The organism is Paenibacillus sp. JDR-2, assembly GCF_000023585.1.
Lineage (GTDB): Bacteria > Bacillota > Bacilli > Paenibacillales > Paenibacillaceae > Pristimantibacillus.
In genome coordinates this window covers 249,272-274,513 of record NC_012914.1, presented here as the reverse complement: position 1 = coordinate 274,513, position 25,242 = coordinate 249,272, and the positions used below count along the sequence as shown (strand labels likewise).

General features: G+C 51.7%; 21 protein-coding genes. 10 read left to right on the top strand and 11 right to left on the bottom strand.

Annotation, left to right across the window (positions count from 1 at the left end; translation table 11 throughout):
* Positions 1-85 precede the first annotated feature (85 nt).
* Positions 86-364: a DUF2277 domain-containing protein gene (locus PJDR2_RS01310; protein WP_012772228.1), complete on the top strand. Its 279-nt coding sequence runs from the start codon at positions 86-88 to the stop codon at positions 362-364.
* Positions 365-496: 132 nt separating this feature from the next.
* On the opposite strand, the gene PJDR2_RS01305 is transcribed toward PJDR2_RS01310, so the two are convergent.
* Complete coding sequence (locus PJDR2_RS01305) at positions 497-934, bottom strand: Lrp/AsnC family transcriptional regulator (protein WP_012772227.1); 438 nt, start codon at positions 932-934, stop codon at positions 497-499.
* A 158-nt stretch (positions 935-1,092) separates the two neighbouring features.
* On the opposite strand from PJDR2_RS01305, the gene PJDR2_RS01300 reads away from it, so the two are divergent.
* On the top strand, positions 1,093-1,548 hold the full coding sequence (locus tag PJDR2_RS01300) for a VOC family protein (protein ID WP_012772226.1): 456 nt from the start codon (positions 1,093-1,095) through the stop codon (positions 1,546-1,548).
* A 47-nt stretch (positions 1,549-1,595) separates the two neighbouring features.
* Here the strand turns inward: PJDR2_RS01300 and PJDR2_RS01295 are convergent, their stop codons facing one another.
* Positions 1,596-1,958 (bottom strand): DUF423 domain-containing protein, encoded by a 363-nt coding sequence (locus PJDR2_RS01295; RefSeq protein WP_012772225.1) that lies wholly within the window; start codon positions 1,956-1,958, stop codon positions 1,596-1,598.
* 126 nt (positions 1,959-2,084) lie between these two features.
* Between PJDR2_RS01295 and PJDR2_RS01290 the strand changes: the two genes are divergently transcribed.
* Positions 2,085-3,344: an MFS transporter gene (locus PJDR2_RS01290; RefSeq protein ID WP_012772224.1), complete on the top strand. Its 1,260-nt coding sequence runs from the start codon at positions 2,085-2,087 to the stop codon at positions 3,342-3,344.
* A 380-nt stretch (positions 3,345-3,724) separates the two neighbouring features.
* Entirely contained in the window at positions 3,725-8,113 is a 4,389-nt protein-coding gene (locus tag PJDR2_RS01285) for an endo-1,4-beta-xylanase (RefSeq protein WP_012772223.1), read from the top strand.
* Positions 8,114-8,385: 272 nt separating this feature from the next.
* Here the strand turns inward: PJDR2_RS01285 and PJDR2_RS33710 are convergent, their stop codons facing one another.
* Together PJDR2_RS33710 and PJDR2_RS01275 are read right to left on the bottom strand one after the other, a co-directional pair.
* Positions 8,386-11,634: a carbohydrate-binding protein gene (locus tag PJDR2_RS33710; RefSeq protein WP_041613246.1), complete on the bottom strand. Its 3,249-nt coding sequence runs from the start codon at positions 11,632-11,634 to the stop codon at positions 8,386-8,388.
* A 218-nt stretch (positions 11,635-11,852) separates the two neighbouring features.
* Positions 11,853-12,494 carry a peptide-methionine (S)-S-oxide reductase MsrA gene (locus tag PJDR2_RS01275; protein WP_012772221.1) on the bottom strand — a complete coding sequence of 214 codons (642 nt, stop codon included), beginning with the start codon at positions 12,492-12,494 and terminating at the stop codon, positions 11,853-11,855.
* A gap of 125 nt (positions 12,495-12,619) precedes the next feature.
* Here PJDR2_RS01275 and PJDR2_RS01270 point away from each other — a divergent pair, with 125 nt between their 5' ends.
* Positions 12,620-13,015, top strand: a complete 396-nt coding sequence (locus PJDR2_RS01270) for a VOC family protein (RefSeq protein WP_012772220.1) — start codon at positions 12,620-12,622, stop codon at positions 13,013-13,015.
* A gap of 60 nt (positions 13,016-13,075) precedes the next feature.
* Here the strand turns inward: PJDR2_RS01270 and PJDR2_RS01265 are convergent, their stop codons facing one another.
* Complete coding sequence (locus tag PJDR2_RS01265; protein ID WP_012772219.1) at positions 13,076-13,852, bottom strand: DeoR/GlpR family DNA-binding transcription regulator; 777 nt, start codon at positions 13,850-13,852, stop codon at positions 13,076-13,078.
* A gap of 90 nt (positions 13,853-13,942) precedes the next feature.
* Positions 13,943-15,298 carry an aspartate aminotransferase family protein gene (locus PJDR2_RS01260; RefSeq protein ID WP_041613245.1) on the bottom strand — a complete coding sequence of 452 codons (1,356 nt, stop codon included), beginning with the start codon at positions 15,296-15,298 and terminating at the stop codon, positions 13,943-13,945.
* A gap of 195 nt (positions 15,299-15,493) precedes the next feature.
* Between PJDR2_RS01260 and PJDR2_RS01255 the strand changes: the two genes are divergently transcribed.
* Positions 15,494-16,267, top strand: coding sequence for an HAD family hydrolase (locus tag PJDR2_RS01255; protein ID WP_012772217.1), 774 nt, complete (start codon positions 15,494-15,496; stop codon positions 16,265-16,267).
* Between the two features lie 62 nt (positions 16,268-16,329).
* Here PJDR2_RS01255 and PJDR2_RS01250 read toward each other — a convergent pair whose 3' ends face one another.
* Positions 16,330-17,094: an SDR family NAD(P)-dependent oxidoreductase gene (locus PJDR2_RS01250; protein ID WP_012772216.1), complete on the bottom strand. Its 765-nt coding sequence runs from the start codon at positions 17,092-17,094 to the stop codon at positions 16,330-16,332.
* A 149-nt stretch (positions 17,095-17,243) separates the two neighbouring features.
* On the opposite strand from PJDR2_RS01250, the gene PJDR2_RS01245 reads away from it, so the two are divergent.
* The 3 genes from PJDR2_RS01245 (at position 17,244) to aguB (ending at position 19,963) form a co-directional block, all read left to right on the top strand.
* Positions 17,244-17,858, top strand: a complete 615-nt coding sequence (locus PJDR2_RS01245) for a TetR/AcrR family transcriptional regulator (protein ID WP_012772215.1) — start codon at positions 17,244-17,246, stop codon at positions 17,856-17,858.
* Positions 17,859-17,980: 122 nt separating this feature from the next.
* Entirely contained in the window at positions 17,981-19,015 is a 1,035-nt protein-coding gene (locus PJDR2_RS01240) for an agmatine deiminase family protein (RefSeq protein ID WP_012772214.1), read from the top strand.
* A 69-nt stretch (positions 19,016-19,084) separates the two neighbouring features.
* Positions 19,085-19,963, top strand: a complete 879-nt coding sequence (aguB, locus tag PJDR2_RS01235) for an N-carbamoylputrescine amidase (RefSeq protein ID WP_012772213.1) — start codon at positions 19,085-19,087, stop codon at positions 19,961-19,963.
* Between the two features lie 87 nt (positions 19,964-20,050).
* Here the strand turns inward: aguB and PJDR2_RS01230 are convergent, their stop codons facing one another.
* Positions 20,051-20,638, bottom strand: coding sequence for a TetR/AcrR family transcriptional regulator (locus PJDR2_RS01230; RefSeq protein WP_012772212.1), 588 nt, complete (start codon positions 20,636-20,638; stop codon positions 20,051-20,053).
* Between the two features lie 211 nt (positions 20,639-20,849).
* Between PJDR2_RS01230 and PJDR2_RS01225 the strand changes: the two genes are divergently transcribed.
* Entirely contained in the window at positions 20,850-22,022 is a 1,173-nt protein-coding gene (locus PJDR2_RS01225; RefSeq protein WP_416202263.1) for an MFS transporter, read from the top strand.
* A 76-nt stretch (positions 22,023-22,098) separates the two neighbouring features.
* Here the strand turns inward: PJDR2_RS01225 and PJDR2_RS01220 are convergent, their stop codons facing one another.
* From PJDR2_RS01220 to PJDR2_RS01210, 3 genes are read right to left on the bottom strand one after another with little or no spacing between them, the layout of a single operon-like run.
* Entirely contained in the window at positions 22,099-23,052 is a 954-nt protein-coding gene (locus tag PJDR2_RS01220) for an ABC transporter substrate-binding protein (RefSeq protein WP_041613772.1), read from the bottom strand.
* Positions 23,053-23,092: 40 nt separating this feature from the next.
* Entirely contained in the window at positions 23,093-24,121 is a 1,029-nt protein-coding gene (locus PJDR2_RS01215; protein WP_012772209.1) for a FecCD family ABC transporter permease, read from the bottom strand.
* Positions 24,121-25,098 carry an iron ABC transporter permease gene (locus tag PJDR2_RS01210; protein WP_049789976.1) on the bottom strand — a complete coding sequence of 326 codons (978 nt, stop codon included), beginning with the start codon at positions 25,096-25,098 and terminating at the stop codon, positions 24,121-24,123. The genes PJDR2_RS01215 and PJDR2_RS01210 overlap by 1 nt, the downstream gene beginning before the upstream one ends.
* Positions 25,099-25,242 lie beyond the last annotated feature (144 nt).

Sequence of the window (25,242 nt, the reverse complement as noted above, 5' to 3'; positions counted from 1 at the left end):
ATGGAGCAGCAAGAACCCGGCTGGCCCGGCCGCAGTCGATGTAGTATCATAAAGGCAACGCTGGACAACCGAAAGGAGAAGCTTTATGTGCCGAAATATTAAGACGCTGTATAATTTCGATCCGCCGGCATCCGATGAGGAAATTCAGGCGGCAGCGCTCCAGTTCGTCCGCAAGCTGTCAGGATTCAACACGCCGTCTAAGGCGAATGAGGAAGCGTTCCATCTAGCGATCGGGGAGGTCGCGGAGGCGGCGCGCAAGCTGCTCGGCTCGCTGGTCACGAATGCCGAACCGCGCAATCGCGAGGTCGAGATCGAGCGCGCGCGGATTCGAAACGCAAAGCGCTTTGGCAACGGTTCCGAGTAGATGCGTCCGGAAGGACAGCCGCAGCGCTTCAATGAGGAAGCCGAAGGCAGCATGCAATAAGCCAGCCTATTGCGGCTGGTTTTTTGCATAACGCCGAAGAAGCGAATTACTGTACAATGTCCGATGCCTCGTTTACAGCAAAATCCGGTTCTCTATAATATTTTTCATGCTGATATGTGACTTCGATACGCCTATCCCCGTAAGGCTGTCCTGAAACAAAGCAAGCTCTTCGATGGATGCGGTTTGCACTTTGATCAGATAGTTATACTCCCCGCTGATGCGGTATAAATCGGTTACTTCCATGGCCGTTTCGCAAAAATCAACGAATTCCTGGCATTGCTCGGTCTTAAAAAGGATAAACGTCGTTGTCCCTCTGTTCAGGTTCCGTAGGTTTAATACCGCCGAATACCCGGAAATTACCCCTTTCTCCTCCAGCTTCATAATCCTTTCCTTCACGGACGGCTGAGACATGGATACCTCTTTGCTAATCTGAGATACAGGCATTCGCGCATTGAGCTGAAGCAGCTGCATAATTCTTCGGTCCACCTCATCCATTGCATATTCCGCCATACGTTGGCACCTCCAGAACAAATAATTCAGATAATTAGGCGGATCATTCAGAAGACCTTTTTTTCAAAGGAATTATAAAATAATCTCCTTACGATTCGCATTCCCCAGTTCCCTCCATTCTAATACAATTAGTGGACCGTATTCGAGGAGGCCGAACAATGAGCATTATCGGGTTGTCCCATATCGCCATTCAAGCGAAAGATTATGAAGCAACGATTGCCTTCTATACAAAAGTGTTGGGGTTTAAGGTGGGCCATCACTGGAGTCTGCCGTCTTTTCAAATCAAGGACGCTTCCATGCTGATCTCGCCCGACGGCAGAACCTGCTTGGAGATTTTCGATAACGACGCGGTTATCCCTGCCCAGGGGAAAAAGGCGCAATCGGAGGATGAGGTCGCTCACGGGGCCTTATTACATCTGGCCTTTTACGTGAATAACGCTGAAGAGATGTATGCGAAAGCATTGGCGCATGGCGCAAAAGCTTACGTCGAGCCGGCGAGCTTAACCCTAGGAGTGCCGCCGCTTATCGTCACAAACGCGCTTGTTCATAGCCCAAACGGAGAGGTTATCGAGTTTATTGAGGACGTTGATTTCGATATGTCCGGCAAGGTTTAGAAAAAGAAAGAAGACATCTGCCTTTCGCGAGGCAGATGTCTTTGTTTTTACAGCACGCCAATCGCAATGAGCACCCAGCCCACAATAAAGGACAAGCCGCCAAGCGGCGTGACCGGACCAAGCAGACGCACTCTTTTTAGGCTGAGCACGTAGAGGCTTCCGGAGAACAATACAATCCCCACCGCCAGGAGCCAGCCTCCCGTTACGATGATGCCGGAATCCGGATAACGGTCCGCGAGCAGACCAACGCCAATTAATCCTAACGCATGAATGATGTGATACTGCACGCCGGTCTCATACACCTTCAGCTTGTCCGGTTCGATTCGACTCTTCAGCGCATGCGCGCCAAACGCGCCAATGGCTACCGCTGCGGCCATCAAAATACAACCCAGCACAACAAACGTCTGCATTTTGCTCCCTCATCTCTTCAATTTTCTTCCTCTAGCATATCACGATCCGCAATAATTTCCGATTGCTTTACGGCCCGACCGGTAGTATTGTAGTTGGTTGGAACAGCATCAGGAGGCACCTACAACATGAAAATCATTCAGTCTACCGCAGCGGAATGGAGAGGCTGGTCCCGTAATATCCGTCTCTTCTTCCTGTCGAACATGTTATATCAATTCGGTATGGGCTTGTTTTCCGTACTCTACAACTTATATATCCACGAGTTAGGCTACCCCGACGCCATGAGCGGGACGGTCGTCGGCATGCAGTCTCTCGCTACGGCGATCTGCTTTATTCCGATCGGCCTGTTTGGCGACCGCATCAGCCGCAAGCGGCTGCTTGTTATCGGCGCCTTATGCAGCGGCATCGTATTGGCCGGACGTTCGCTGTTCGAATCAGAGAGCAGCCTGGTTACAATGGCCGTTCTGACCGGGATTTTCGCGACCGTATTTCAGGTGCTGGCCATCCCTTTCCTTGCGGACAACGTCGATAAAAAAGACCGTCTGCGCATCTTCAGCATATACTCCGCGTTTGTCCTTGCGGCCCAGGTGGCCGGCAGTCTTGGCGGCGGGGTCATCTCCGACGTGCTGCAGGATGCCGGTGTAAGCACGCTGCTCTCGTTCAAACTTGTCCTGCTGGCCGGCAGTATCGCGACAATCGGAGCATTCGTACCGCTGCAGGCGATGCGGGAGAGCAAACGACGGACAGATAGCGCGGCGGAAAAGCTTAACCAACCAGTTGCTGCGTCTCCTCCCGCTCCGGTTAACAAAGAGCTCCGGTTCATTGCTGCCTTTGCCGCCGTAGAGCTGCTGATCGGCATCGGTTCCGGGCTTGTGATCCCTTACCTGAACCTGTATTTCACGAACCGCTTTGAAGTCTCGCTCAGCGGCATGAGCTTTCTGCTCTCGCTCGGACAAGTGATGACCATCTTCTCCATGCTGATTGGTCCAACGCTTGCCAGCCGGGTCGGACAGGTGAAGGCAATCGTCATCTTCCAGACGTTGTCGCTGCCTTTCCTGCTTATTACCGGCTTTACGAATATGCTGCTGGTTGCTTCGGTCAGCTTCCTATTCCGCCAGGCGCTGATGAACGCGGCAAACCCGCTTCTGTCGGCGACACTCATGAACCGGGTATCCGCCCGCAGTCAAAGCCTGGCCAACTCGGTTATGCAGACTGCCTTTATGATGGGCTGGGCCACCATGGGCCCGGTGCAATCGCATATTATCGCGTCCCACGGCTACTATTGGGGCTATGCGATTACGTTCAGCATCACGGGATGCCTGTACGTCACGGCTTCACTGCTCTTCTTGGTGCTTTTCCGCGAAAAGCGGAAGAAGCTTGCCCGTTAATAAAAGGCCCGTTTACCGTGATTGACACGATAAACGGGCTTTTCGCATGGCTTAGCGATGTCGCACATCGCTAAGCCACTCATTTTCTGCTGCTTTTCCGCCCTTAACGATGCCGCGCATCGTTAAGGCTATTGCTCGAGCACGGATTCCCCTCACACGCTTCCCTCACTGCTAAAATGTGCCCGACCTCTCCAAGTCCAGCTACTCTGCCCCTGCGACCTCCCTTTTTTACACGAAATGTTAAATAAGTGCAGTAAGTCATTTAGTTCTTATAGTAACTCCGAATTTAATAAACGCTATAATTTTCCTAGGAAAGGAGGGGCTTCTACAACGTTTTGTAAGCGCTTAATAAAAATTCTTTTCGAAGGGGAATGCAATAAATGAGTAGATCCTTGAAAAAGTTCGTCTCGATCCTGCTCGCAGCAGCCCTGCTGATCCCGATCGGCAGACTTGCACCGGTTGCGGAAGCTGCAGAGAATCCCACCATTGTTTATCACGAAGACTTTGCAATCGATAAAGGAAAAGCCATTCAATCCGGTGGCGCCAGCCTCACTCAGGTAACAGGAAAAGTATTTGACGGCAACAATGATGGAAGCGCTTTATATGTAAGCAACCGTGCAAACACCTGGGATGCGGCTGATTTCAAGTTCGCTGACATCGGGCTTCAGAACGGGAAAACCTATACCGTTACGGTAAAAGGATATGTAGACCAAGATGCGACTGTCCCTTCCGGTGCCCAGGCCTTTCTTCAAGCGGTGGACAGCAATAACTACGGCTTCTTGGCAAGCGCTAACTTCGCAGCAGGAACCGCTTTTACGCTGACCAAAGAGTTTACGGTCGATACAAGCGTCAGCACCCAATTGCGCGTTCAATCCAGTGAAGAAGGCAAAGCCGTTCCGTTCTACATTGGAGACATTCTAATAACAGCAAACCCGACGACTACCACAAACACGGTTTACCATGAAGACTTTGCAACAGACAAAGGAAAAGCGGTGCAATCCGGCGGCGCTAATCTTGCCCAAGTTGCAGATAAAGTATTCGATGGCAACGATGACGGAAAAGCATTGTATGTAAGTAACCGTGCAAATACCTGGGATGCGGCTGATTTCAAGTTCGCTGACATCGGGCTTCAGAACGGAAAAACCTATACCGTTACGGTAAAAGGATATGTCGACCAAGACGCGACTGTCCCTTCCGGTGCCCAAGCTTTTTTACAAGCGGTGGACAGCAATAACTACGGCTTCTTGGCAAGCGCTAACTTCGCGGCAAGAAGTGCCTTTACGCTGACCAAAGAGTTTACGGTCGATACAAGCGTCAGCACCCAATTGCGCGTTCAATCCAGTGAAGAAGGCAAGGCCGTTCCGTTCTACATCGGAGATATTCTGATTACCGAAACCGTCAACTCGGGCGGTGGACAAGAAGATCCTCCTAGGCCGCCAGCGTTGCCGTTCAACACGATTACGTTCGAGGATCAAACAGCCGGAGGTTTTACTGGCCGTGCAGGCACCGAAACACTGACGGTTACGAATGAATCTAACCATACGGCGGACGGCTCTTACTCCCTGAAGGTGGAAGGCAGAACAACAAGCTGGCATGGCCCCTCCTTACGCGTAGAGAAGTACGTGGATAAAGGCTACGAGTATAAGGTGACTGCTTGGGTGAAGCTGTTGTCTCCCGAAACAAGCACCAAGCTGGAGCTTGCCTCCCAGGTCGGGGACGGCGGCAGCGCCAACTACCCAAGCCTGGCAAGCAAGACGATTACCGCAGCCGACGGCTGGGTTCAGCTGCAAGGCAACTATCGCTATAACAGCGTAGGCGGCGAATATCTGACCATTTACGTACAGAGCTCCAATGCAACGGCGTCTTACTACATCGACGATATCAGCTTTGAAAGCACGGGATCCGGTCCTGTCGGCATTCAGAAGGATCTGGCTCCACTCAAAGACGTATACAAAAACGACTTCCTGATCGGCAACGCCATCTCCGCGGAAGATCTGGAAGGAACGCGTCTTGAGCTGCTGAAGATGCATCATGATGTCGTAACCGCGGGCAATGCGATGAAGCCGGATGCCCTGCAGCCAACGAAGGGCAACTTTACCTTCACGGCAGCAGACGCCATGATCGACAAAGTACTGGCGGAAGGCATGAAAATGCACGGTCACGTGCTTGTGTGGCATCAACAATCGCCTGCTTGGCTGAATACCAAGAAAGACGACAATAACAACACGGTACCGCTCGGACGCGATGAAGCGTTGGATAACTTGAGAACGCACATCCAGACCGTTATGAAGCATTTCGGCAACAAGGTTATCTCATGGGATGTTGTAAACGAAGCGATGAACGACAATCCGTCCAATCCGGCGGATTATAAAGCCTCGCTGCGTCAGACTCCTTGGTATCAAGCCATCGGATCGGACTACGTCGAGCAGGCGTTCCTCGCCGCAAGAGAAGTGCTTGACGAAAATCCTAGCTGGAATATCAAGCTGTATTACAACGATTACAACGAAGACAACCAGAATAAAGCGACCGCCATTTATAACATGGTCAAAGACATCAACGACCGCTACGCGGCAGCTCACAACGGCAAGCTTCTAATTGACGGCGTCGGAATGCAAGGCCATTACAATATCAATACAAATCCGGATAACGTAAAGCTTTCCCTGGAGAAATTTATTTCTCTTGGCGTTGAAGTCAGCGTAAGCGAGCTTGACGTTACGGCCGGAAACAACTATACGCTCCCTGAAAATCTGGCTGTCGGGCAAGCCTATCTGTACGCCCAGTTGTTCAAGCTTTACAAAGAGCATGCGGATCATATCGCACGCGTAACGTTCTGGGGCATGGACGACAACACAAGCTGGAGAGCCGAGAACAACCCGCTCCTGTTCGATAAGAACCTGCAGGCTAAACCGGCCTACTATGGCGTTATTGATCCGGACAAATACATGGAAGAACATGCGCCAGAGTCGAAAGATGCCAACCAGGCAGAGGCCCAATACGGTACTCCGGTTATTGACGGCACCGTAGATTCAATCTGGAGCAATGCACAGGCAATGCCGGTCAACCGTTATCAGATGGCTTGGCAGGGTGCAACGGGTACGGCTAAGGCACTCTGGGATGATCAGAACCTGTATGTCCTGATTCAGGTCAGCGACTCCCAGCTCAACAAAGCAAACGAAAATGCATGGGAACAGGACTCCGTTGAAGTCTTCCTTGACCAAAACAACGGAAAAACCACCTTCTATCAAAACGATGACGGTCAATATCGGGTTAACTTTGACAACGAGACCTCCTTTAGTCCCGCAAGCATTGCAGCCGGCTTCGAGTCTCAAACCAAGAAAACGGCTAACAGCTACACCGTTGAGCTGAAAATTCCGCTCACGGCTGTGACGCCTGCCAATCAGAAGAAGCTTGGCTTCGACGTACAAATCAATGACGCAACAGACGGCGCGCGTACCAGCGTTGCCGCATGGAACGATACAACCGGCAACGGCTACCAGGATACTTCGGTATACGGCGAGCTTACGCTGGCTGGCAAAGGCACAGGCGGAACCGGCACTGTCGGCACCACCGTACCGCAAACGGGCAACGTGGTGAAGAATCCGGACGGCTCCACAACGCTGAAGCCTGAGGTCAAAACCACTAACGGCAATGCCGTTGGCACGGTTACCGGCGACGATCTGAAAAAAGCGCTCGATCAAGCAGCTCCGGCGGCAGGCGGCAAGAAGCAAGTCATCATTGACGTGCCGCTGCAGGCTAATGCCGCTACGTATGCCGTCCAACTGCCTACGCAAAGCTTAAAGAGCCAAGACGGCTACCAGCTGACGGCGAAAATCGCCAACGCTTTTATTCAAATTCCAAGCAATATGCTGGCCAATACGAACGTGACTACGGATCAAGTATCCATCCGGGTAGCGAAAGCTTCCCTCGATAACGTTGATGCCGCGACTCGCGAGCTGATCGGCAACCGTCCGGTTATCGACCTGAGCCTTGTTGCAGGCGGCAATGTGATTGCATGGAACAACCCAACTGCGCCTGTAACGGTTGCTGTTCCTTACGCGCCAACCGCGGAAGAGCTCAAGCATCCGGAGCATATCTTGATCTGGTATATCGATGGCAGCGGAAAGGCAACTCCGGTTCCTAACAGCCGCTATGACGCAGCGCTTGGAGCAGTCGTTTTCCAAACGACGCATTTCAGCACTTATGCAGCCGTATCCGTCTTCACAACGTTTGGAGACCTGGCAAAAGTACCTTGGGCCAAAGAAGCGATTGACGCTATGGCCTCCCGCGGCGTGATCAAAGGCACCGGCGAGAACACCTTCTCTCCTGCGGCCTCCATTAAGCGGGCAGACTTTATCGCTCTTCTCGTAAGAGCGCTTGAGCTTCACGGTACCGGTACTACGGATACTGCTATGTTTAGCGATGTACCGGCAAACGCTTATTACTATAATGAACTAGCCGTTGCGAAGCAGCTTGGCATCGCAACAGGCTTTGAAGACAACACCTTCAAACCGGACAGCAGCATTTCCCGTCAAGACATGATGGTGCTGACCACGCGCGCTCTTGCCGTACTCGGCAAGCAGCTGCCGGCAGGCGGCTCCCTGAACGCATTCTCCGATGCGGCAAGCGTTGCGGGTTACGCGCAAGACAGCGTGGCAGCGCTTGTAAAAGCCGGCGTCGTTCAAGGCAGCGGCAGCAAGCTTGCTCCGAATGACCAGCTGACCCGCGCGGAAGCAGCGGTTATTCTGTACCGCATCTGGAAGCTGCAATAATAAAAAGGGCTAGCCACAAGTCAACAAGTTGACTCGGGTTAGCCCTTTTTTCCGTTAAGGTCCTCTAGGGACCTTAACCTCCTGATTTGTTGCTTACGTTCTTATTTTAAGGTCCCCAAGGGATCTTAACACCTTGTCGCATACGCAAAAGTCACCGCTTTTAGGGCGCTTGAGTGAATTTAAGGTCCCTAAAGGACCTTATTCCTCTCATTTATTACTTATATTCATGTGTTAAGGTCCTTTAGGGCCCTTATCCTCCTGAACATATGGATTTATTTCTTCCAACCCGCAATCAGCGCTTCCGCATCGGCATTTAATACGGCTTTGGCTTGCGCTTTTAGGTCGCCGCTTTTCGCCTTATTCAGCTGCTTGATGAAGTCCTGCATCTGCTTGACCGCCTGATCGCGATGTCCTTTGTCCAGGTGATGCTGCGCCTGCTTCAGACTCGCCGAAAGCTGGGATGCAAGAGACTTGCCAACCTCGCCCGAAGCCTTGTACCGGTCAACCAGCTTGCTCATGCTTCCGGTACTTGTCTTCACCTGAATGTGAATCGTCTTCCGCAGCTTATTCCCTGCCGCATCCTCAACGGCTATAACAACGGTTTTCGCTCCCAAATGACCGGCGAGCTCAATGTTAAGCTTATTTCCGTCATACGTTTTACCGTCAAAAGCAAGGCTGGCCGAGCGGATCGCCGTCTTGCCGTCTCCGGCCTGGAAGCTTAAGTACCCATCATCCTCAAGCACGGTGCCTTCCGCAAGCTTCGATCCGTTAGCCTTCAAAGAATAGACTGGCACTGCCGGGATTTCAACTGTAATACCCTTAGATACGTTACCCGACTTATCCGCAGCGCTGATCACAAGCGTATAGCTTTGGTCCGCTTCGATACCGCTCAGCACAGCCGACTGCACGCCACGCTTCACTTCCGCAGCTTCACCAACTTGCTGGCCACTCTGGAGCAGCTTAAGCCTCACGACATCTCCATCCATCGCATAAGGTCCGTCCCACTGCACGGTCAGCTTGCTATTGTCGCGCGTGAACTGTACATTCTCGACCTCTCCCGGCGGAACCCCGTCATCAACCGGGTCTGGCGGCAAGGTTGGTGCGGTAAAGACCGACGAATCGCCAAAGGTGAACTTATCGAAGTTGTACAGCCAGTCATTCCCCTTGAACAAAAGGTAGACCAGATGCTTGCCTGTAACCGGAGCCGTAATCGAACCGTCAAAGACCTTGAATGTCTGCCATCCGCCCGTACCGCTTACCTCAGCTGTAGCGATGACAGGTCCGTTAATGCCATCAATTCTGGCCTCAATGGTTCCGCCGCTCGTTGCGCTTGCCGCCTGAACGTGGAACTGAGTTGGTCCAACATCGCCAAAATCAACGTAATTGTACATCGCATACGGATTATTCGGACCGTATACGCCAGCCAGATAAGTCTGGTTGCCGCCGTTTTCCGTACCCACGTTTACGCTGTTCGTAAAATTTTCGGCCTCCAGCTTACCGTAGGCATCCCGTGACGTTCCTTTGATTTGCGAGAAGGTGAACCAATCGAGATTGCAAGGATAGTCGCTGCCGTCCGCCCCATGGAAAATAAGGTACACATCATGAACGCCAACAGCCAGCGAATCATCGATGATGGAGGTTACGTCCACCCAATTATTCCAGCTGCCCATTGCGGGAACCTCGATCACGCCGGCCGTTGGACCGTCGAGGCTGTCCAGCTTCACCTCAATGGATCCGCCTTTATTGCCGCTGGCAACATGCAGCGTAACGCCGGCAGCTCCCGAGCCAAAATCAATATCCTTATAGGACGCATACGCATTATTGTGAATGCCGTCCGCAAATTGTCCGGAGGAATTAACGCTGAGTCCATCGCTGCTCGCAAAGTTCTCAGCCTGCAGCTTCGCGTAAGCGTCCGTCCGGGTTGGATCGGTCTTCGTAAATTTGAACCAGTTCAGGTTAAACAGATACGAGTCATTCGTCTTTTTGAATACCAGATACACATCGTGTTTGCCGGTCACATTGCTCGTATTCCCTTGCTCATCTTTCAGCACCGTAACGGCATCAATAAAGTTATTCCAGCCTCCAGTGCCTTCGACGTTCAGGGTTCCTACCTTCGGACCGTCCAAAGCATCCAGCCTAACCTCGATCTGACCGCCGCCCGTGCCGCTTGATGCCCTAGCAATGAAACCGCTTGCACCTTGTCCCGAGCCAAAATCCACGTTTTTATAAGCCGCGTAGTAGCCGTCCTGAATACCGCCTAATTGCATCGAGCCTTCGATGCTGCCCTCCATGCCCGGACCGTTTACGATATTAAAGCTTTCCGCCTCGACCTTGTTATACGGATTTTTAACGGCATATTCCAGCTGCTCCGCATCCTGCGGCTCCAGTGAAGTCAGCGCTTGTACGGCCGCTGCCGAGCTCCACGACTCGAAGGTACCGGACAGCTGCTGGCCAGCCCAGTTGCTGTCGACCAAATTGGCCGCATTGCGATTGTTCCATGCCATATCCGTATTAAAAGCCAGCCACTCGTTATAGCTCTCCGCGAAGGTTTTGTACTTGCTCTCGCTGCTGGCATTAACAACCTTCTGCAGATAGCCGAGGTTACGCATGAGGATGGTTTTGCCGCCCTTCAGATCCCCGTTAGGTCCCTCATAACGCAGCAGACCGTTGGCATCGACCAGTCTCTCCTTTGTAAAGGCCGCCCCCTTGAGCGCATCGTCCAAATAAACCTTGTCTCCCGTAATTTGATAGAGACCTACGGCTGAGCCGATAAACGTACCCTGATTATAGTGGGTTGCATCTGGAACCGGCCCTTTTTGCGTTTCAATCCGGTCGAATACTTTGCCGTTGCCGTCGGTCAGCATCGTTTTGCTCCAACGGTAGATCTTTGAAGCGGCATCCAGATAGTGAGCATTGCCAGTAGCGTTATACAGGAATACGGCAGCTTCCGCGGCGGGGAAGTTAATGCAGGCATTTTTCGTCGTGCGGTCATCGCTCTTCCACCAAATGCCGCCGCCCGCAAACTCGTCATCCCACTGGGTATCGTACACATAATTAAAATAATATTCCGCCCGCTCCAAGTACTTCGCGTCATTCGTAATCTGATAGGCTCTTGCGCTTGCCATCGCCCACCACATAATGTCGTCGTTAAACGTGTTGTTGGTCCAATCCTGGCCGTATTTCACGACCGCGCCGTCGAACACGTCGTCAATCTGGTTGCGCAGCTTCGCCTTCAGCTCCGGATCCGTTGCCTCCTGATAAGCATCCATCACCAGCTCCCACAGCTCGGCCTCCACCCAAAAGTCCTGATAGCCGTCATGCTTGGAGGTTTTCCAGAAGTACTTCGCACTCGCATCCCAGAACGCGTTATTGTAGGCTTCAATCGCGGCCTTCGCGTCGGCTGCCTCAAAGGCATGGGCACGGGGTGTTCCGTTTGGAATCAAGGGACTAACAGAGAGTGCAAGAGCAATAGGCAATACGATAAGCTTTGACCTTCTTCTTGTCTTACCGGTCACAAACATCCCTCCTAAAATGAATTGTGAAGCAATTCATGCTTCGTAAGCAGCGTCGCTGAATTGGCAAAAGAAAAGCCGATTCGCATGCGGGTATACGATCGGCTTCAGTCACCTAATAATATAAAGTCAGGTTAATATTATGTCAATATATCATATTTAATTAAATCCTTTAGACTACTTATAAATAATATAACATGTTATAACATTTATGAAGGAAGAACTACTTACCAACGAATTTGTCGAATCAAGGAAAGCTTCTCTTTCAGCTCGTCTTCGGCTATCGGCCACCCCTTCATCTCATGCTGCAGACGTTCCAGATTGAGGAATCCCTTCGCCACTCCGTTCAGCCTTGCGGCCAAAGTGGACCTCTCCAGCCCCTCCGCTGACGAATACAGCGACATCAGCTTCTCCACTGCATCCGGGAACCTCTTTAAATAATATTTCTGATGCCTGGATTCAGCGGGATAAAATGCCTTGAAGGGCGCCAGCTCCGTATCAAGCGGACCCTTATCCCGCTCCATACGGCTCTTTATCCGACGGAAAGCCTCCGCCTGTTCCTCATCCCGATAGAGCAGCAGGGACTGATATTGCCTGTCCTTATAGCCGTTGATGTTATAGGGATTATGGTTGTTCCAGAACAGCTCCAGCAACTCGTCATAGGAAACAAGGGCCGGGTCGAACAACAGCTCAACCGTCTCCGTATGATCGCCCATGCTGCGGTAGGTCGGCTCTGCCGTTGTTCCTCCGGCAAAGCCGACGCGTGTCCTGATTACGCCGGGAACCGCGCCAAACAAAGCTTCCGGGCTCCAGTAACAGCCCATGCCAAGCGTTATGATGCAAAGGTTATTTTCCGCTGTATCGCTCATCTTGTCCCTCCACTGCTTAAGGAATTGCTTCGATACATTATAATTTCCGTAAACGGTTTATCTCAAGCAGGAACGGTAACGCTATTAGAAGAAAAAGTAGGAAGTCCAAAATTGGGAGGGGTATCATGGGAAGAGTCGTTCATTTTGAAGTTCATGTCGATGACATGGAGCGTGCCAAGAAGTTTTACGGCGAGGTATTCGGCTGGACGTTCGAGGATTGGAGCGAATACGCAGGCATGCCTTATTTGGGAGCAACAACGGGCGATGCCAACGCAATGGGCATTAACGGAGCGCTGATCAAGCGAATGGGGCCTCCTCCACAGCCGGGACAACCGGTTAGCGGCTTCGCATGCACAATGGGCGTGGAAGACTACGATGCTACGGAAGCGAAAATTCTTAGTCTTGGCGGCCAGGTAGCCCTGCCGAAATACGCGCTGCCGGGCATGGCTTGGCAAGGCTATTACATCGATACCGAAGGCAATGTGATCGGCATTCATCAGCCGGATGAGAACGCGAAATAAAGCTCAGAACTAACAAAAAGCCCAACCTCGCAAGGTTGGGCTTTTAAGCATGCAAGTATCTTAAGAGAGCCAGGTTACGCCTTTATCCTGAAGAATGCCATTCCATCCCGTAGGAGGCTCGCTATTGGAAACGACGTAATCCACGTCGGACAGATCTGCGATTCTCGCAACCGTCCGTTTGCCGATCTTGGATGAATCCGCGACAACAACCTTTGTCTGGGAGCATAACATCAGCTTGCGGGTAAAGAGCGCACGCTCGTAATCGAAGCCTGTAAGCCCGTTCTCGAGAGACACCCCGTCTACGGAAACAAACGCTTTGTTAACGTAAAAGTCCTCCATCATTTTCTCGGCGATTGGTCCCGACACCCTCAGATGCTTCGGATTTACTTCTCCCCCGATAAATATCGTTCTCCCGTCGATCAGACCGTTCCTCTGATATTCCAGAAGCAGCGTTAGCGTTGGAATGGAGCATACAAGTATCGTAAGGTTCCGCTTGTCCGTCAGATGGGGAATGATTTGCATGGCCGTACTGCCTTCGTCGATAACCAGCACGTCATTGTCTTCGACCAGGCCGGCTGCAAGCATCCCAATTGCCTGCTTCTCTTCCGCATAAATGATTTCCCGTTCGCTATACGCCGGTTCAATCTCGGTCTTCAGCTTAACCGCGCCGCCGTAAACCTTCTTCAGCTTGCCGCTCTTCTCCAGATCGTCAAGATCGCGCCGGATCGTCTCTGTCGTCACCTCGAACTGCCGCGCCAGCTCATTGACATTAACCTTGCCCTTTATGCCAAGCATTTCGAGGATACGATTTCTTCTTTCTTCACCCGCCAAAGACATGGTGTTTCTCCCCTTCATTCATATATAACCATTATAAAACAAAAGCCGTTTCCATTGCATTCGCAGCCCGTAGCCGCCCCTTCAAAAGGACTAGCAAATATCCTCAATCGCTTCATCTATAATGTTTAAGGCACGCGCCAGCTGCTCCTCGGTCGTAATGAGCGGCGGCACTAAGGTTAAGACGTTGCCGCCTGAAACCTTGAAGCTTACGCCTCGCTCCATGCAGCGGTACATCACCTTTTCCGCTTCCTCGCTTGCCCTTTCTTTGGTCTTGCGGTCACGGACCAGCTCGATTGCAGCCAGCATCCCCTTCACGCGCACATCCCCAACGGCAAGATGCTTCGATTTCATCTCTGCTAAATGCCGCTCAAATACCTTCTCCATACGCAGGGCATGCTCCAGCAGCCCGTTCTGCTCGATATATTCAATTGTCGCCAGCGCAGCCGCGCAGCCAACCGAGCTTTTCTCATGCGTGTAATGGCCCAGCGAAATATCCTGCGCTGCATCCAACCCTTCCCGCACAAGGATGCCCGCCATCGGGAATATCCCGCCGCCGAAGCCCTTGCCAATCGCTACGATATCCGGCACGATATCGTAATGCTCATGGACAAACATCGTGCCCGTCCGGCCAAACGCGGTCGGAATCTCGTCCAGTATGAGCAAGACGCCATACTTGTCGCATAGCTCCCGCAGCCGCTTGAAGTACGCCTTGGGCGGAATTTGCACATCCGTGCTGCGGATCGGCTCCATCACGATGGCTCCAACATCGCCTTCCCGCTCCAGCATATACTCCAAATAATCGAGGCATTTCAAGCCGCAGCTATCGCAATCGCCCATGAAGCAGCGGTAGCTGTTATAAGGCATCATATGCTCCGTTCCCGGCAGCAGCGGACCGATGGAGTTGCGGAATACCCCTTCACCGCCGACGGAAATAGCATCAAGGCCTGCTCCGTGAAAGGAATCCCAGGTGGAGATGGTTTTGAATTTTCCCGTTGCCTTCCGGGCGAGCTTTAGCGCCATTCCGATTGCGCTTGTTCCGCCAGGCGTAAACAGCACTTTATTCAGATCGCCCGGCGCCAATTCGGCCAGCTTCTTGGCCAGCTTGACAGCAACGGGATTCGTGAACCGGCGCGGCAGGAAAGGAAGCTCTTCAAGCTGGTTTTTGACCGCGTCGATAACATAACGGTTCTTGTAGCCGACCTGATGGACACCGTTACCATGGAAGTCCATATATTTTCGCCCGTCCAGATCCTCCAGGTAAATGCCTTCCGCATTAACTAAGACGTTCAGGCAAGGAGTCGACATCGATTGATGCACGAAGAAATGACTGTCCTCGTCCAAAATGTCCATTGCTTCTTCGCTTAAGTGGTTGGCCTGCCAGTTCTTGCGCTCGGAAGACAGGTTAATATCCCCTTCCGTTCTCATAAACGCCTTTACATTGTTCATGTACAAATGTCCCCTCTACGCTTATAGTTATTGATATACCGCCTGAGACTTATGTTGTTTTATGTGGTTTTTAACCAGAATACTATGGCTTTCTCCGTATTTCAATCAATATACAAATACTTAACACCCTATTAACATTAGCTTTATAGAATTTAAACAACATAAAACAACAACAAATTAAAATGAGGGATGACGATGTCCGGTTTTCCGGTTAAAGGAGTTTTGTTTGATAAGGACGGTACCTTGATTCAATTCCATTCGTTCTGGGTGCCGATCGCGGAGGAATTTACGGACCACTTGTTATCCAGTATGGATGCGAATGAGCCAACATCCGGTTTAAGGGAAACACTGCTTGAATCCATTGGACTCGGCCCGGATGGGAAAGTAGATTCCAAGGGCTATTTGGCTGGGGGCACAACCGCAGATATTGCTGAGGCTTACTTTAAGGTGCTTACCGGGTATGATTATGGGCCGGAACAAACAGCAGGACTGCTTGAATGGATGACAGACGAGATTTACCGGCTCACCCAAGTCCATCGCGAGCAGCTGCTGCCTACGGCAGATTTAGAGAACGTGCTGCCGCGACTGAGGGATAAAGGATTGAAGCTCGGAATCGCTACGGCCGACGATTATGAATCGACCCTCTTCTTCCTGAACAAATACGGGATTGCGCACTACTTCGATTTCATTGGCACCTCTGACCGTTACGAGAAAAAACCAAGCCCCGTCATGATGAACGAATTTTGCGGGCTGACCGGACTGCAGCCAAGCGAAGTTGCCATTGTTGGCGATACGTTAACCGATATGAGGTTCGCCCAAAACTCGGAGGCCGGACTCGCCATTGGCGTTCTATCCGGCACAAGCCAGCGGGAAGAGCTTGCTCCTTACGCCGGTCTGATCCTGCCATCCGTTGGCGAACTGATTGATGAGCAGGACCAATTAGCTTGGCAGGCAACCCGCCAAGAATAACCCGGGAACAACAAGAAGACCCTCGAGCCGTTGGCTCGGGGGTCTTCTTAATGGGTTCATGCTTATCGGGAAGTCCAAGCTCCGTCGACGGTGATAACATCGCCGTTAATGAACTTCGACTCGTCCGATGCGAGGAACAGTGCGGTGCTTGCGATATCGTCGGCTTCACCGCCGTTAAATGGACCAAGATCGCCAAACGTAACCGCGCCAAGCGGATCAAGCGCGCCCAGGTTCGCTGTCATGCCGGTTGCGATCGAGCCCGGTGCGATAACGTTCGCGCGGATTTTACCGTTCTCGCGGCCGTAGAAGGCTGCGATGTTTTTCGTCAGGCCGATAACGGCATGCTTGGACATCGTGTAAGCCGCGCCGCCGCGCGCGCCCAAGTAACCGGCGATAGAAGCGACATTCACAATCGTGCCGCCTGTCTCCTGCTTGTTAAACACCTTGATTGCGGAGCGGCATGCGTAAAACTGACCCGTCAGGTTGACGCCCATCACGCGCTCATACAACTCGTTCGAGGTATTCTCTACGGAAGCCATAGCGTCAAAAATGCCCGCGACATTCGCAAGCACGTCCAGCTGACCGTACTCGTCCAGCGCTTTTTGGATCATCGCGTCAACATCCGCTTCTTTGGATACGTCCGTTTTAACGGCTACGGCCGTGCCGCCCGCAGCTTTGATCTGGTCCAGCGTCTCGTTCATCGAAGCTTCGTTAAACTCGGCCAGAACAACCCTTGCCCCTTCTTTTGCATACAGAATCGCCGTTGCGCGTCCCATACCCGAACCCGCACCGGTTACGATAGCTACTTTTCCTTGCAGTCTTGCCATATATGATCCCTGCTTTCTTATAATGTAATGAAGTTCTACAACTATTGTATAATTAGCTGTTTTTGAATTGAATGTGCAATAATGAGGGTAATGTATAGTAGTTTACAAATGCACCGAAATTGTCAGTTAAAATTTTCGAGGAGATCGTTATGACGGTTAAACATCCGGATAGACGCGTCCGAAAAACAAAAGAAGTACTGAAATCTTCCTTTTTAACCTTGCTGCAGGAAAAGAGCGTTAACCATATCAGCATTACCGAACTGGTTCAGCTTGCGGATTGTACGAGAGCAACCTTCTATACGCATTACGAGCAAAAGGAAGATCTGCTGGATGAGATGATCGAGGAGAAATTCGAGGAGATGACCGCGGCTTACCGCAAGCCGTATGTAGGCTTGTCCGTCGTTGATTTTAACGAGCTGCCCAGCGCTTCAATCGAGCTGTTTGACCACTTTATTGAGAACCGCATCTTTTATAAAACCATGCTGGACCCGCAAACGGGTTATAACTACCGGGAAAAGCTGACGAAACGGATGGATCGGCTGTTCCGCCAGGAATTCGATTTTATGGTGACGGAGCCGGATACGCCAATTGATACAAAGCTGTTCAGCACGTACCGGATACACGGCATTATCGGCTTAATCCTGGAGTGGATCGACAGCGGCTTTGAGCAGTCCACCGCCTACATGAACGAGCAGCTGATTCAGATATTGAAGTTCAATACCCCGCAAATTTTTATCCGGCAGCAAAACGGTAAATCCCGCTAAAAAACTGGATAAACACCGTAATTGAGCTGTCAACCTTTTTGTTATATGATAAGAAGGGTTTAGGCGGCTTAAGCCCGCTTAAGACACATTTTCATTGCGATAAGAGAGGAATATTAACTAATATGAATCCTAAACAATTGAACTATACAATGCCGGCCGAATGGGCGGCGCATGAGCGTACCTTTATCTCTTGGCCTGTACAAGCTTCGATGGTTTATCCGGAGCATTACGAGCAGGTAAGCGCGGGTTATGCCGAGCTTGTTACCGCAATCGCGGAATTCGAACCGATTACGGTTGTCGTAAACCCGGCAGATCTGGAGAAGGTCAGCGCCCTGTTCGCAGGCAACGACGCCGTGGAATGTCTGCCAGTCGAGCATAACGATGCTTGGCTGCGCGACAATGGCCCTACGTTTGTCGTAAATCCGGAAGGCGAGCTGGCGGGCGTGAACTGGAAGTTCAACGCTTGGGGCGGCAAATATTCGCCATGGGATCTGGACGATGCCGTTGCACCGCAAATTTTGAAGCATGTCGGCGTGAAGCAATTCGATGCTCCTCTCGTCATGGAAGGCGGATCTATCCATACGGATGGCGAAGGCACGCTTCTGACCACCGAGGAATGCCTGCTTAATACGAACCGCAATCCTGAGCTTAGCCGCGAGCAAATCGAAGGTTATGTCAAAGAATTCGTTAACGTGGACACGATCGTATGGCTGAAGCGCGGCCTGAGCGGCGACGAGACCGACGGCCATGTCGACAACATCGCCTGCTTCGCGGCACCTGGCAAGGTTATTCTCCAGGTTTGCAACGATCCGTCCGACGAGAACTACGCGATCACGGAAGAGAACCGCCGTATCCTAAGCGAAGCGGTGGATGCCAAAGGCCGCAAGCTCGAGATTATCGAAATCGATCAACCGCCTTACGCGGAATACGAGGATACTCGTTTGACGCTGAGCTACCTGAACTTCTATTTTGTTAACGGCGGCATTATCCTGCCGGTATTCGGCGGCGCGGCTGAGGAAGCCGACCGCAAAGCTATTGAAACCCTGCAGGCGGCATTCGCTGATCGCCGCATTCGTCCAATCGACGGCATGGCGGTTATCCGCGAAGGCGGCAACGTGCACTGCACAACGCAGCAGATGCCTGCTCGCCGGGCTTAATATACGTTTTAATTAAAGCTTACGAAGCAAGTTTTGCTTCGCAATACTTTTCAGGAGGTATGCAAATCCATGAGAACGGTCAAAGTAGCAGCCACGCAAATGAGCTGCACATCGAATATAGAAGAAAACATCCGCAAAGCCGAGGCGTTAGTGCGCGAAGCGGCGGCACAAGGCGCGCAGATTATTCTGCTCCAAGAGCTGTTCGAAACGCCTTACTTCTGCCAGAAGGAAAAAGCGGACTATTACGTTTACGCTACCGAGCTGGAGGAAAACAAAGCGGTTAACCACTTCCGCGGCATCGCCAAAGAGCTTGGCGTCGTGCTTCCGATCAGCTTCTACGAGAAGAAGAACTGGGCACGCTACAACTCTCTGGCCGTTATTGATGCTGACGGTGAAGTGCTAGGCAAATACCGCAAGAGCCATATTCCCGACGGTCCGGGTTATGAAGAGAAGTTCTACTTCAATCCTGGAGATACGGGCTTTAAAGTATGGAAAACGAAATACGCCAAAATCGGCGTTGGCGTATGCTGGGATCAATGGTATCCGGAAGCGGCGCGCAGCATGGCGCTCATGGGCGCGGAGCTGCTGTTCTACCCGACCGCTATCGGTTCGGAGCCGCAAGACGGCAGCATCGATTCGAAGGATCACTGGCAAATGTGCATGAGAGGCCATGCCGCGTGCAACCTGATGCCGGTTATCGCTTCCAACCGTATCGGCGAAGAGATTGACGAAGACTCGTCGATTAACTTCTATGGTTCGTCATTCATTGCCGGCCCTCAAGGCAATATGATTGCCGAAGCCGGCCGTGACGAGCATGGCGTGCTTGTTGCCGAATTCGATCTCGACCAGCTGGAATCGCAGCGTATCGAGTGGGGCATCTTCCGCGACCGCCGTCCGGATCTGTATGGCGTTATCGCTTCTTATGACGGAGAAATCCCGATTAAATAGTACAAAACGAAAAAACATATATACTCTCAGAATTTTAAAAAAAGGATCCTCGGGCTAAACTAAGTTAGCCAGAGGGTCCTTTTCTTTTTATCCGCCTTCGTTCGCGCGGATCCCATCGAATGCTGCTGTTACCAGCTGTCGTACATAGGCTTCAGTTAACTCTTCGCCGGTAATCAGCAGACGGTAGAAAAACGGTCCGTAGATGAGGTCGATAGCTAGACCGATATCCAAATCTTTTTTCAATTCCCCGCGCTGAATACCCCGCTCGAGCAGGCTTCCCGCTTCTATACGGCGAGGCCCGAAATACCGGGTCCGGTAGGCTTCCGCCAACCCTTCGTCGAACTGCCCTTGGCCGACGAGCTCCCTAATAACTCTGCCCTCCGGGCTTGTTAAGAAACGGACTACATTCGATGCATGAATGAGAACGTCGCTAAACACGGCCCCCGTATCTGGCACGGGAAGTCTAGCTGACGCGGCAAACAGGAATCCATCCATAACGACGGCCGCCTTGTTCGGCCACCATTTATATATCGTCGCTTTGCTTACCTTGGCGCGCTCGGCAATTTTTTCTACGGTGACCATTTCAAAGCCACTTTCCAATAACAGATCATAAGAAGCGGTAAGAATCGCATTTTGCGTCTCCACGTTACGCGGCCGCCCTCTTTTTGCTTCCACCGGAACCATCCCTTTCAACGGTTTGAATCTGGACTGGGAAATAGAAACGATACGTTCAGTATACAAAAAAAAAACGTCGAAAGAAAATCATTTCGCCTATTTACAAAACTGAACGTTCAGTATATTATTTAATCAGTAATTAGTGAACACGACGTTCAGTAATTAGAATTTCAAATAAGGAGTGGTACTTATGACTGCTTCAAACGAGCAAATGCTCGAGAAAAATATTCCTGCATGGTTAACGATACTGCTCGCAACCGCATGCGGCATGATTGCTGCTAATCTGTACTATGCACAGCCCCTGGTCGGATTAATCAGCTCCTCCATCGGCCTGTCAGCAGGCAGTGCCGGCCTGATTGTAACGCTGACCCAAATCGGATACGTTGTGGGACTCTTGTTTATCGTACCGATGGGCGACATTGTGGAAAACCGCAAGCTGGTTATCACCGCCTTGCTCCTTACCGCTGTCGCTCTGATCACCGCATCGCTGGCGAAACAATCGTTTCTTTTCTTAACCGCTACCCTTGTTATTGGATTAGGTTCGGTTGCCGCCCAAGTACTCGTACCCTTCGCCTCCTACCTTGCATCCGATGCTTCACGCGGACGCGTCGTTGGAAATGTCATGAGCGGTCTTCTGCTCGGCATTATGCTCGCAAGACCAATATCAAGCCTTGTTGCAGACTTCTTCGGCTGGCATGCCATCTTTGCGATTTCCGCCGTAGCGATTGTTATTCTAGCCATTGTACTGGCTAAAGTACTGCCGGTTAGAAAACCAACGGCAGCCACGAGCTATACGGCCCTGCTTGGTTCCATGTGGCGGCTGCTGCGGACCACTCCGATTTTGCGCCGCCGCGCCCTTTACCACGCAACGCTGTTTGCGGCGTTCAGCTTGTTCTGGACCACCGTGCCGCAGCTCTTGGCCGGCCCTAAATTCCATTTCTCGCAAACGGCTATTGCCCTCTATGCGCTCGTTGGGGTTGCAGGCGCCGTTGCGGCACCGCTCGCCGGCCGTCTGGCAGACCGCGGCTGGACCAGACCCGCTACCGCAATTGCCCTTATTACCGTTATCGTCTCGGTGCTTCTGCCTCTTCTGATTCAAACCAGCTCACCTGTCGGCGTGGTTGTTCTCGTTATCGCCGCTATTCTGCTCGACGCTGGAGTATCGGCCAATCTTGTACTGAGCCAGCGCTCGATCTTCTCGCTTGGAGCAGATATCCGCAGCAGGCTAAACGGGTTGTTTATGGCGATCTTCTTCTTTGGCGGAGCGATCGGATCGGCGGCAGGGGGATGGGCTTACGCAGCAGGCGGATGGAGCAGCGCGTTATGGCTTGGAATCGCATTTCCGACCCTTGCCCTGCTTTACTTCGCTACGGAACGGAAGTAAGAATTAAGCATTACATTCTCCTATAACCACAAGAACCACATCCCCTGAAAGGGATGTGGTTCTCTGCTAATTCCACTTATTTCGCAAAAAACGCTTCGGCTTCGTCCAGCGCCATTTTGTTGCCGATTGCCGAGTAATCGAGCCACGGCTGCTCGCCAATGACGTAAACGTTGCCGTTCTTCACGGCCTTCAGGCCCTTCCAGATCGGGCTGCTTTGCATCTCATCATAGACCTTCTTCGCGTCTGCTTCTTCATTAACAACAACGAAGATCACGTCGGCGTCGAAATCAGGCAATACCTCCTGCGAAATCACCTCGTAAGGAGAAGAGTTGATTTTCTCCACTCCGCTTGCAGGTTGGAAGCCCAAATCATCGAACAAGATTGGTCCTAGCGGACGCGGGGTACCGAATACCCGCAGTTCTTTTGGCGTTACCCGTATCGCCATGGCCTTCGGATTATCGCCCAATTTCGCTTGAATCAGACTTTTTACGCGCTTAACCTGCTCCTCATAATCGGCAATGAATTGCTCCGCTTTCTGCTCCCGGCCCAAATCCGCTGCTAGCTTCTTCAGATGGTCTCTCCAGGTTCCCTCATCCAGGTTAAACATTTTGACAGGCGCGATAGCCTCAAGCTTTGAAGTATCCTGGCCCGCAAATTCCTCATCGGCATAAATAATGTCCGGCTCAAGCTGCAGAAGAGCCTCCATGTCGACTTCCTTCGCAACGCCAAGCTTCTCCGTATTTTTCAAACGGTCTGCTACATGCGACAAGAAATCCTTCGCTTTCCCGCCCATAACGCTGCCCGCTGCCGTTATGTCCAGGGCAAGCAGATCATTCGTCACGTGAATCGACAACGACGCAATCTTTGGCACCGCATCAGTCGCAGCCGCCCCGCTCCCGCCGCTTTGTTCCGCCGCAGGGCTTGCCGCCCCGTTATTCCCGGAAGTTTTATTGTTATTCTGGCCGCACGCGGAAAGCACGATGACCAGTGCCATGAGGAGCAGCATTATTGTACTTTTTTTCTTACGCATCATTTTTCAGCCTCAATTCATCTGTATTTAAATGTGGTACTTAAGATTTCCTTAGCAATAAATAGAGGAAATACGGTGCGCCAATAGCGGCAACTAGTACGCCGGCCGGAATCTGGCTGGGAAGGAACAGGGTTCTCCCCGCCGTATCGGCCAGGACGAGAATAACCAAACCCAGCATGCCGGAGATAGGAATCACGTATTGGTGCGAGACGCCCACCAGACGCCGGGCCAAATGCGGCGCTACAAACCCGATAAACCCAATCCCGCCTGCCATTGCAACGCTTGCGCTCGAGATGGACACTGCCGCGATAAGCAGCCCGATCCGCTTGCGTTGAAGCGACAAGCCGATGCTAATTACGGTCTCGTCGCCTAAAGCCAGCGCGTTTAAGCTTCTCGCTTGCAGCTGGGCGTAGATGCCAAAGCCAACAATCCACGGAAGCAAGGCAATCACATGAACCCAGGATCGGCTCCATACATTTCCGACTAGCCATCTCGCCGCGAAGGTATAAGTCTCCGAGTCAAGCCGAAGCGATAGGAATAAGGTTAATGCGCTTAATCCGGCCGCAACCGCAATCCCAACGAGAATAACCCGCGCCGGCTGCAGGCTTTGATTACGCTCGTAAGAGAGCAGACCAATCAATATAGCCGTGAGCAGCGCTCCGCTAAAAGTAAACAACGGGATGAGCAGCGCCGACATCGCTTCAAGCGATTGGAAGAAGGAGACAAATATAACAAGTCCAACAGCCGATCCGGCATTAAGTCCTACAACACCGGGATCTGCGAGCGGATTCCGAAAAATGCCCTGCAGAATCGAACCGGAGATTCCAAGCCCGATCCCTGCCAGCATCGTGATTAAGATCCTAGGCATCCGGTAATCAAACAACACGGTCTCTTCCTTTGCCGTACCAAGTCCTAACAATGTCCTTAGTACTTGCATAGGCGACAGCTTTATCGTACCCGTGTTTAAACTGAATAAAAGGACCACCACGCAGATGGTCATCAGGACCATCCCTGCGAACAGTGCGCGGCCCGCCCGTTTATTTCCGAAGCGCCATGTTTTCAAACCCATTACAAATTCCTCTTCTCTTTTCGGGCCACGTATAAAAAGTAAGGAACGCCAAGCAGCGCTACCATTGCGCTTAACGCAAATTCTCTTGGCGGATTCACCATCCTGGCCGCCAAATCGGCCATGACAAGCAGCGTTGCGCCCAATATAGCGGACAACGGAATAATAGCCCGATAATCTACGCCAACCAGCTTCCGGGATATGTGGGGGATGATAAGCCCCACGAAGGATACCGAACCAGCTGCAGATACCGATACACCGGCAAGAATAACACACGCGGTAATAGCCAATATCCTGGTCTGCTTGATACGCCCCCCTAGATTAACCCCGACCTCTTCGCCTAACGCGAGTAAAGAAATGTTCCTGCTCAGCGCAAACGAAAGAATCAAGGTAGACAGAATGATCGGCACAAGAAGCTTCAAATGAAGCCATTTTACGCCGGATACTCCGCCCGAGAACCAGAACGCAAGATCCTGGCTAAGATCATAATAGATCGCAATGCCGGTGCTTATCGCTCCCAGCATGGCGGCTACTACGGATCCGGCAATCGTCAGCCGCAGCGGCGTTAGTCCGCCTGGTAATCGGATGCCCATTCCGAATATGAAGAGGGTGCACAGCAAAGCTCCCAAGAAAGAGCATCCGATAAGCCCCAGATACGGCATGTTCGGCAAAAAGGCAAAACAAAGAGCAACAACGCAGGTTGCACCCGCATTTACGCCCAAGATCCCCGTATCCGCAAGCGGGTTACGCGTCACCCCTTGCATCAGGGCCCCAGCCACTGCGAATGCCGCACCTACAACGGCCGCCCCAATTACTCGGGGAAGACGCAGCTCGTGTATAACCTGGTGCGCAGTCAAGTCGGCATCATAATGAAAAACGGCTGTCCATATGGTCGACAGGGTTAATTCCTTCGCTCCGTAAGAGATGGCCAGGAACATAGAAGCTAGCAGAGCCAATAAAGCTATTAAAAAAACGGTGATTCTCTTGAATAGCTTGACGCGTTGCTCTACGGCTCCCCCTTTGTATGTACCGATGATGTCATCACCTCGAAACAGTATTGATTATCATTATCAATGATAGAGCCGAACCTATTAGACGTCCATGGTCTATTCTAAGAGTTTTTG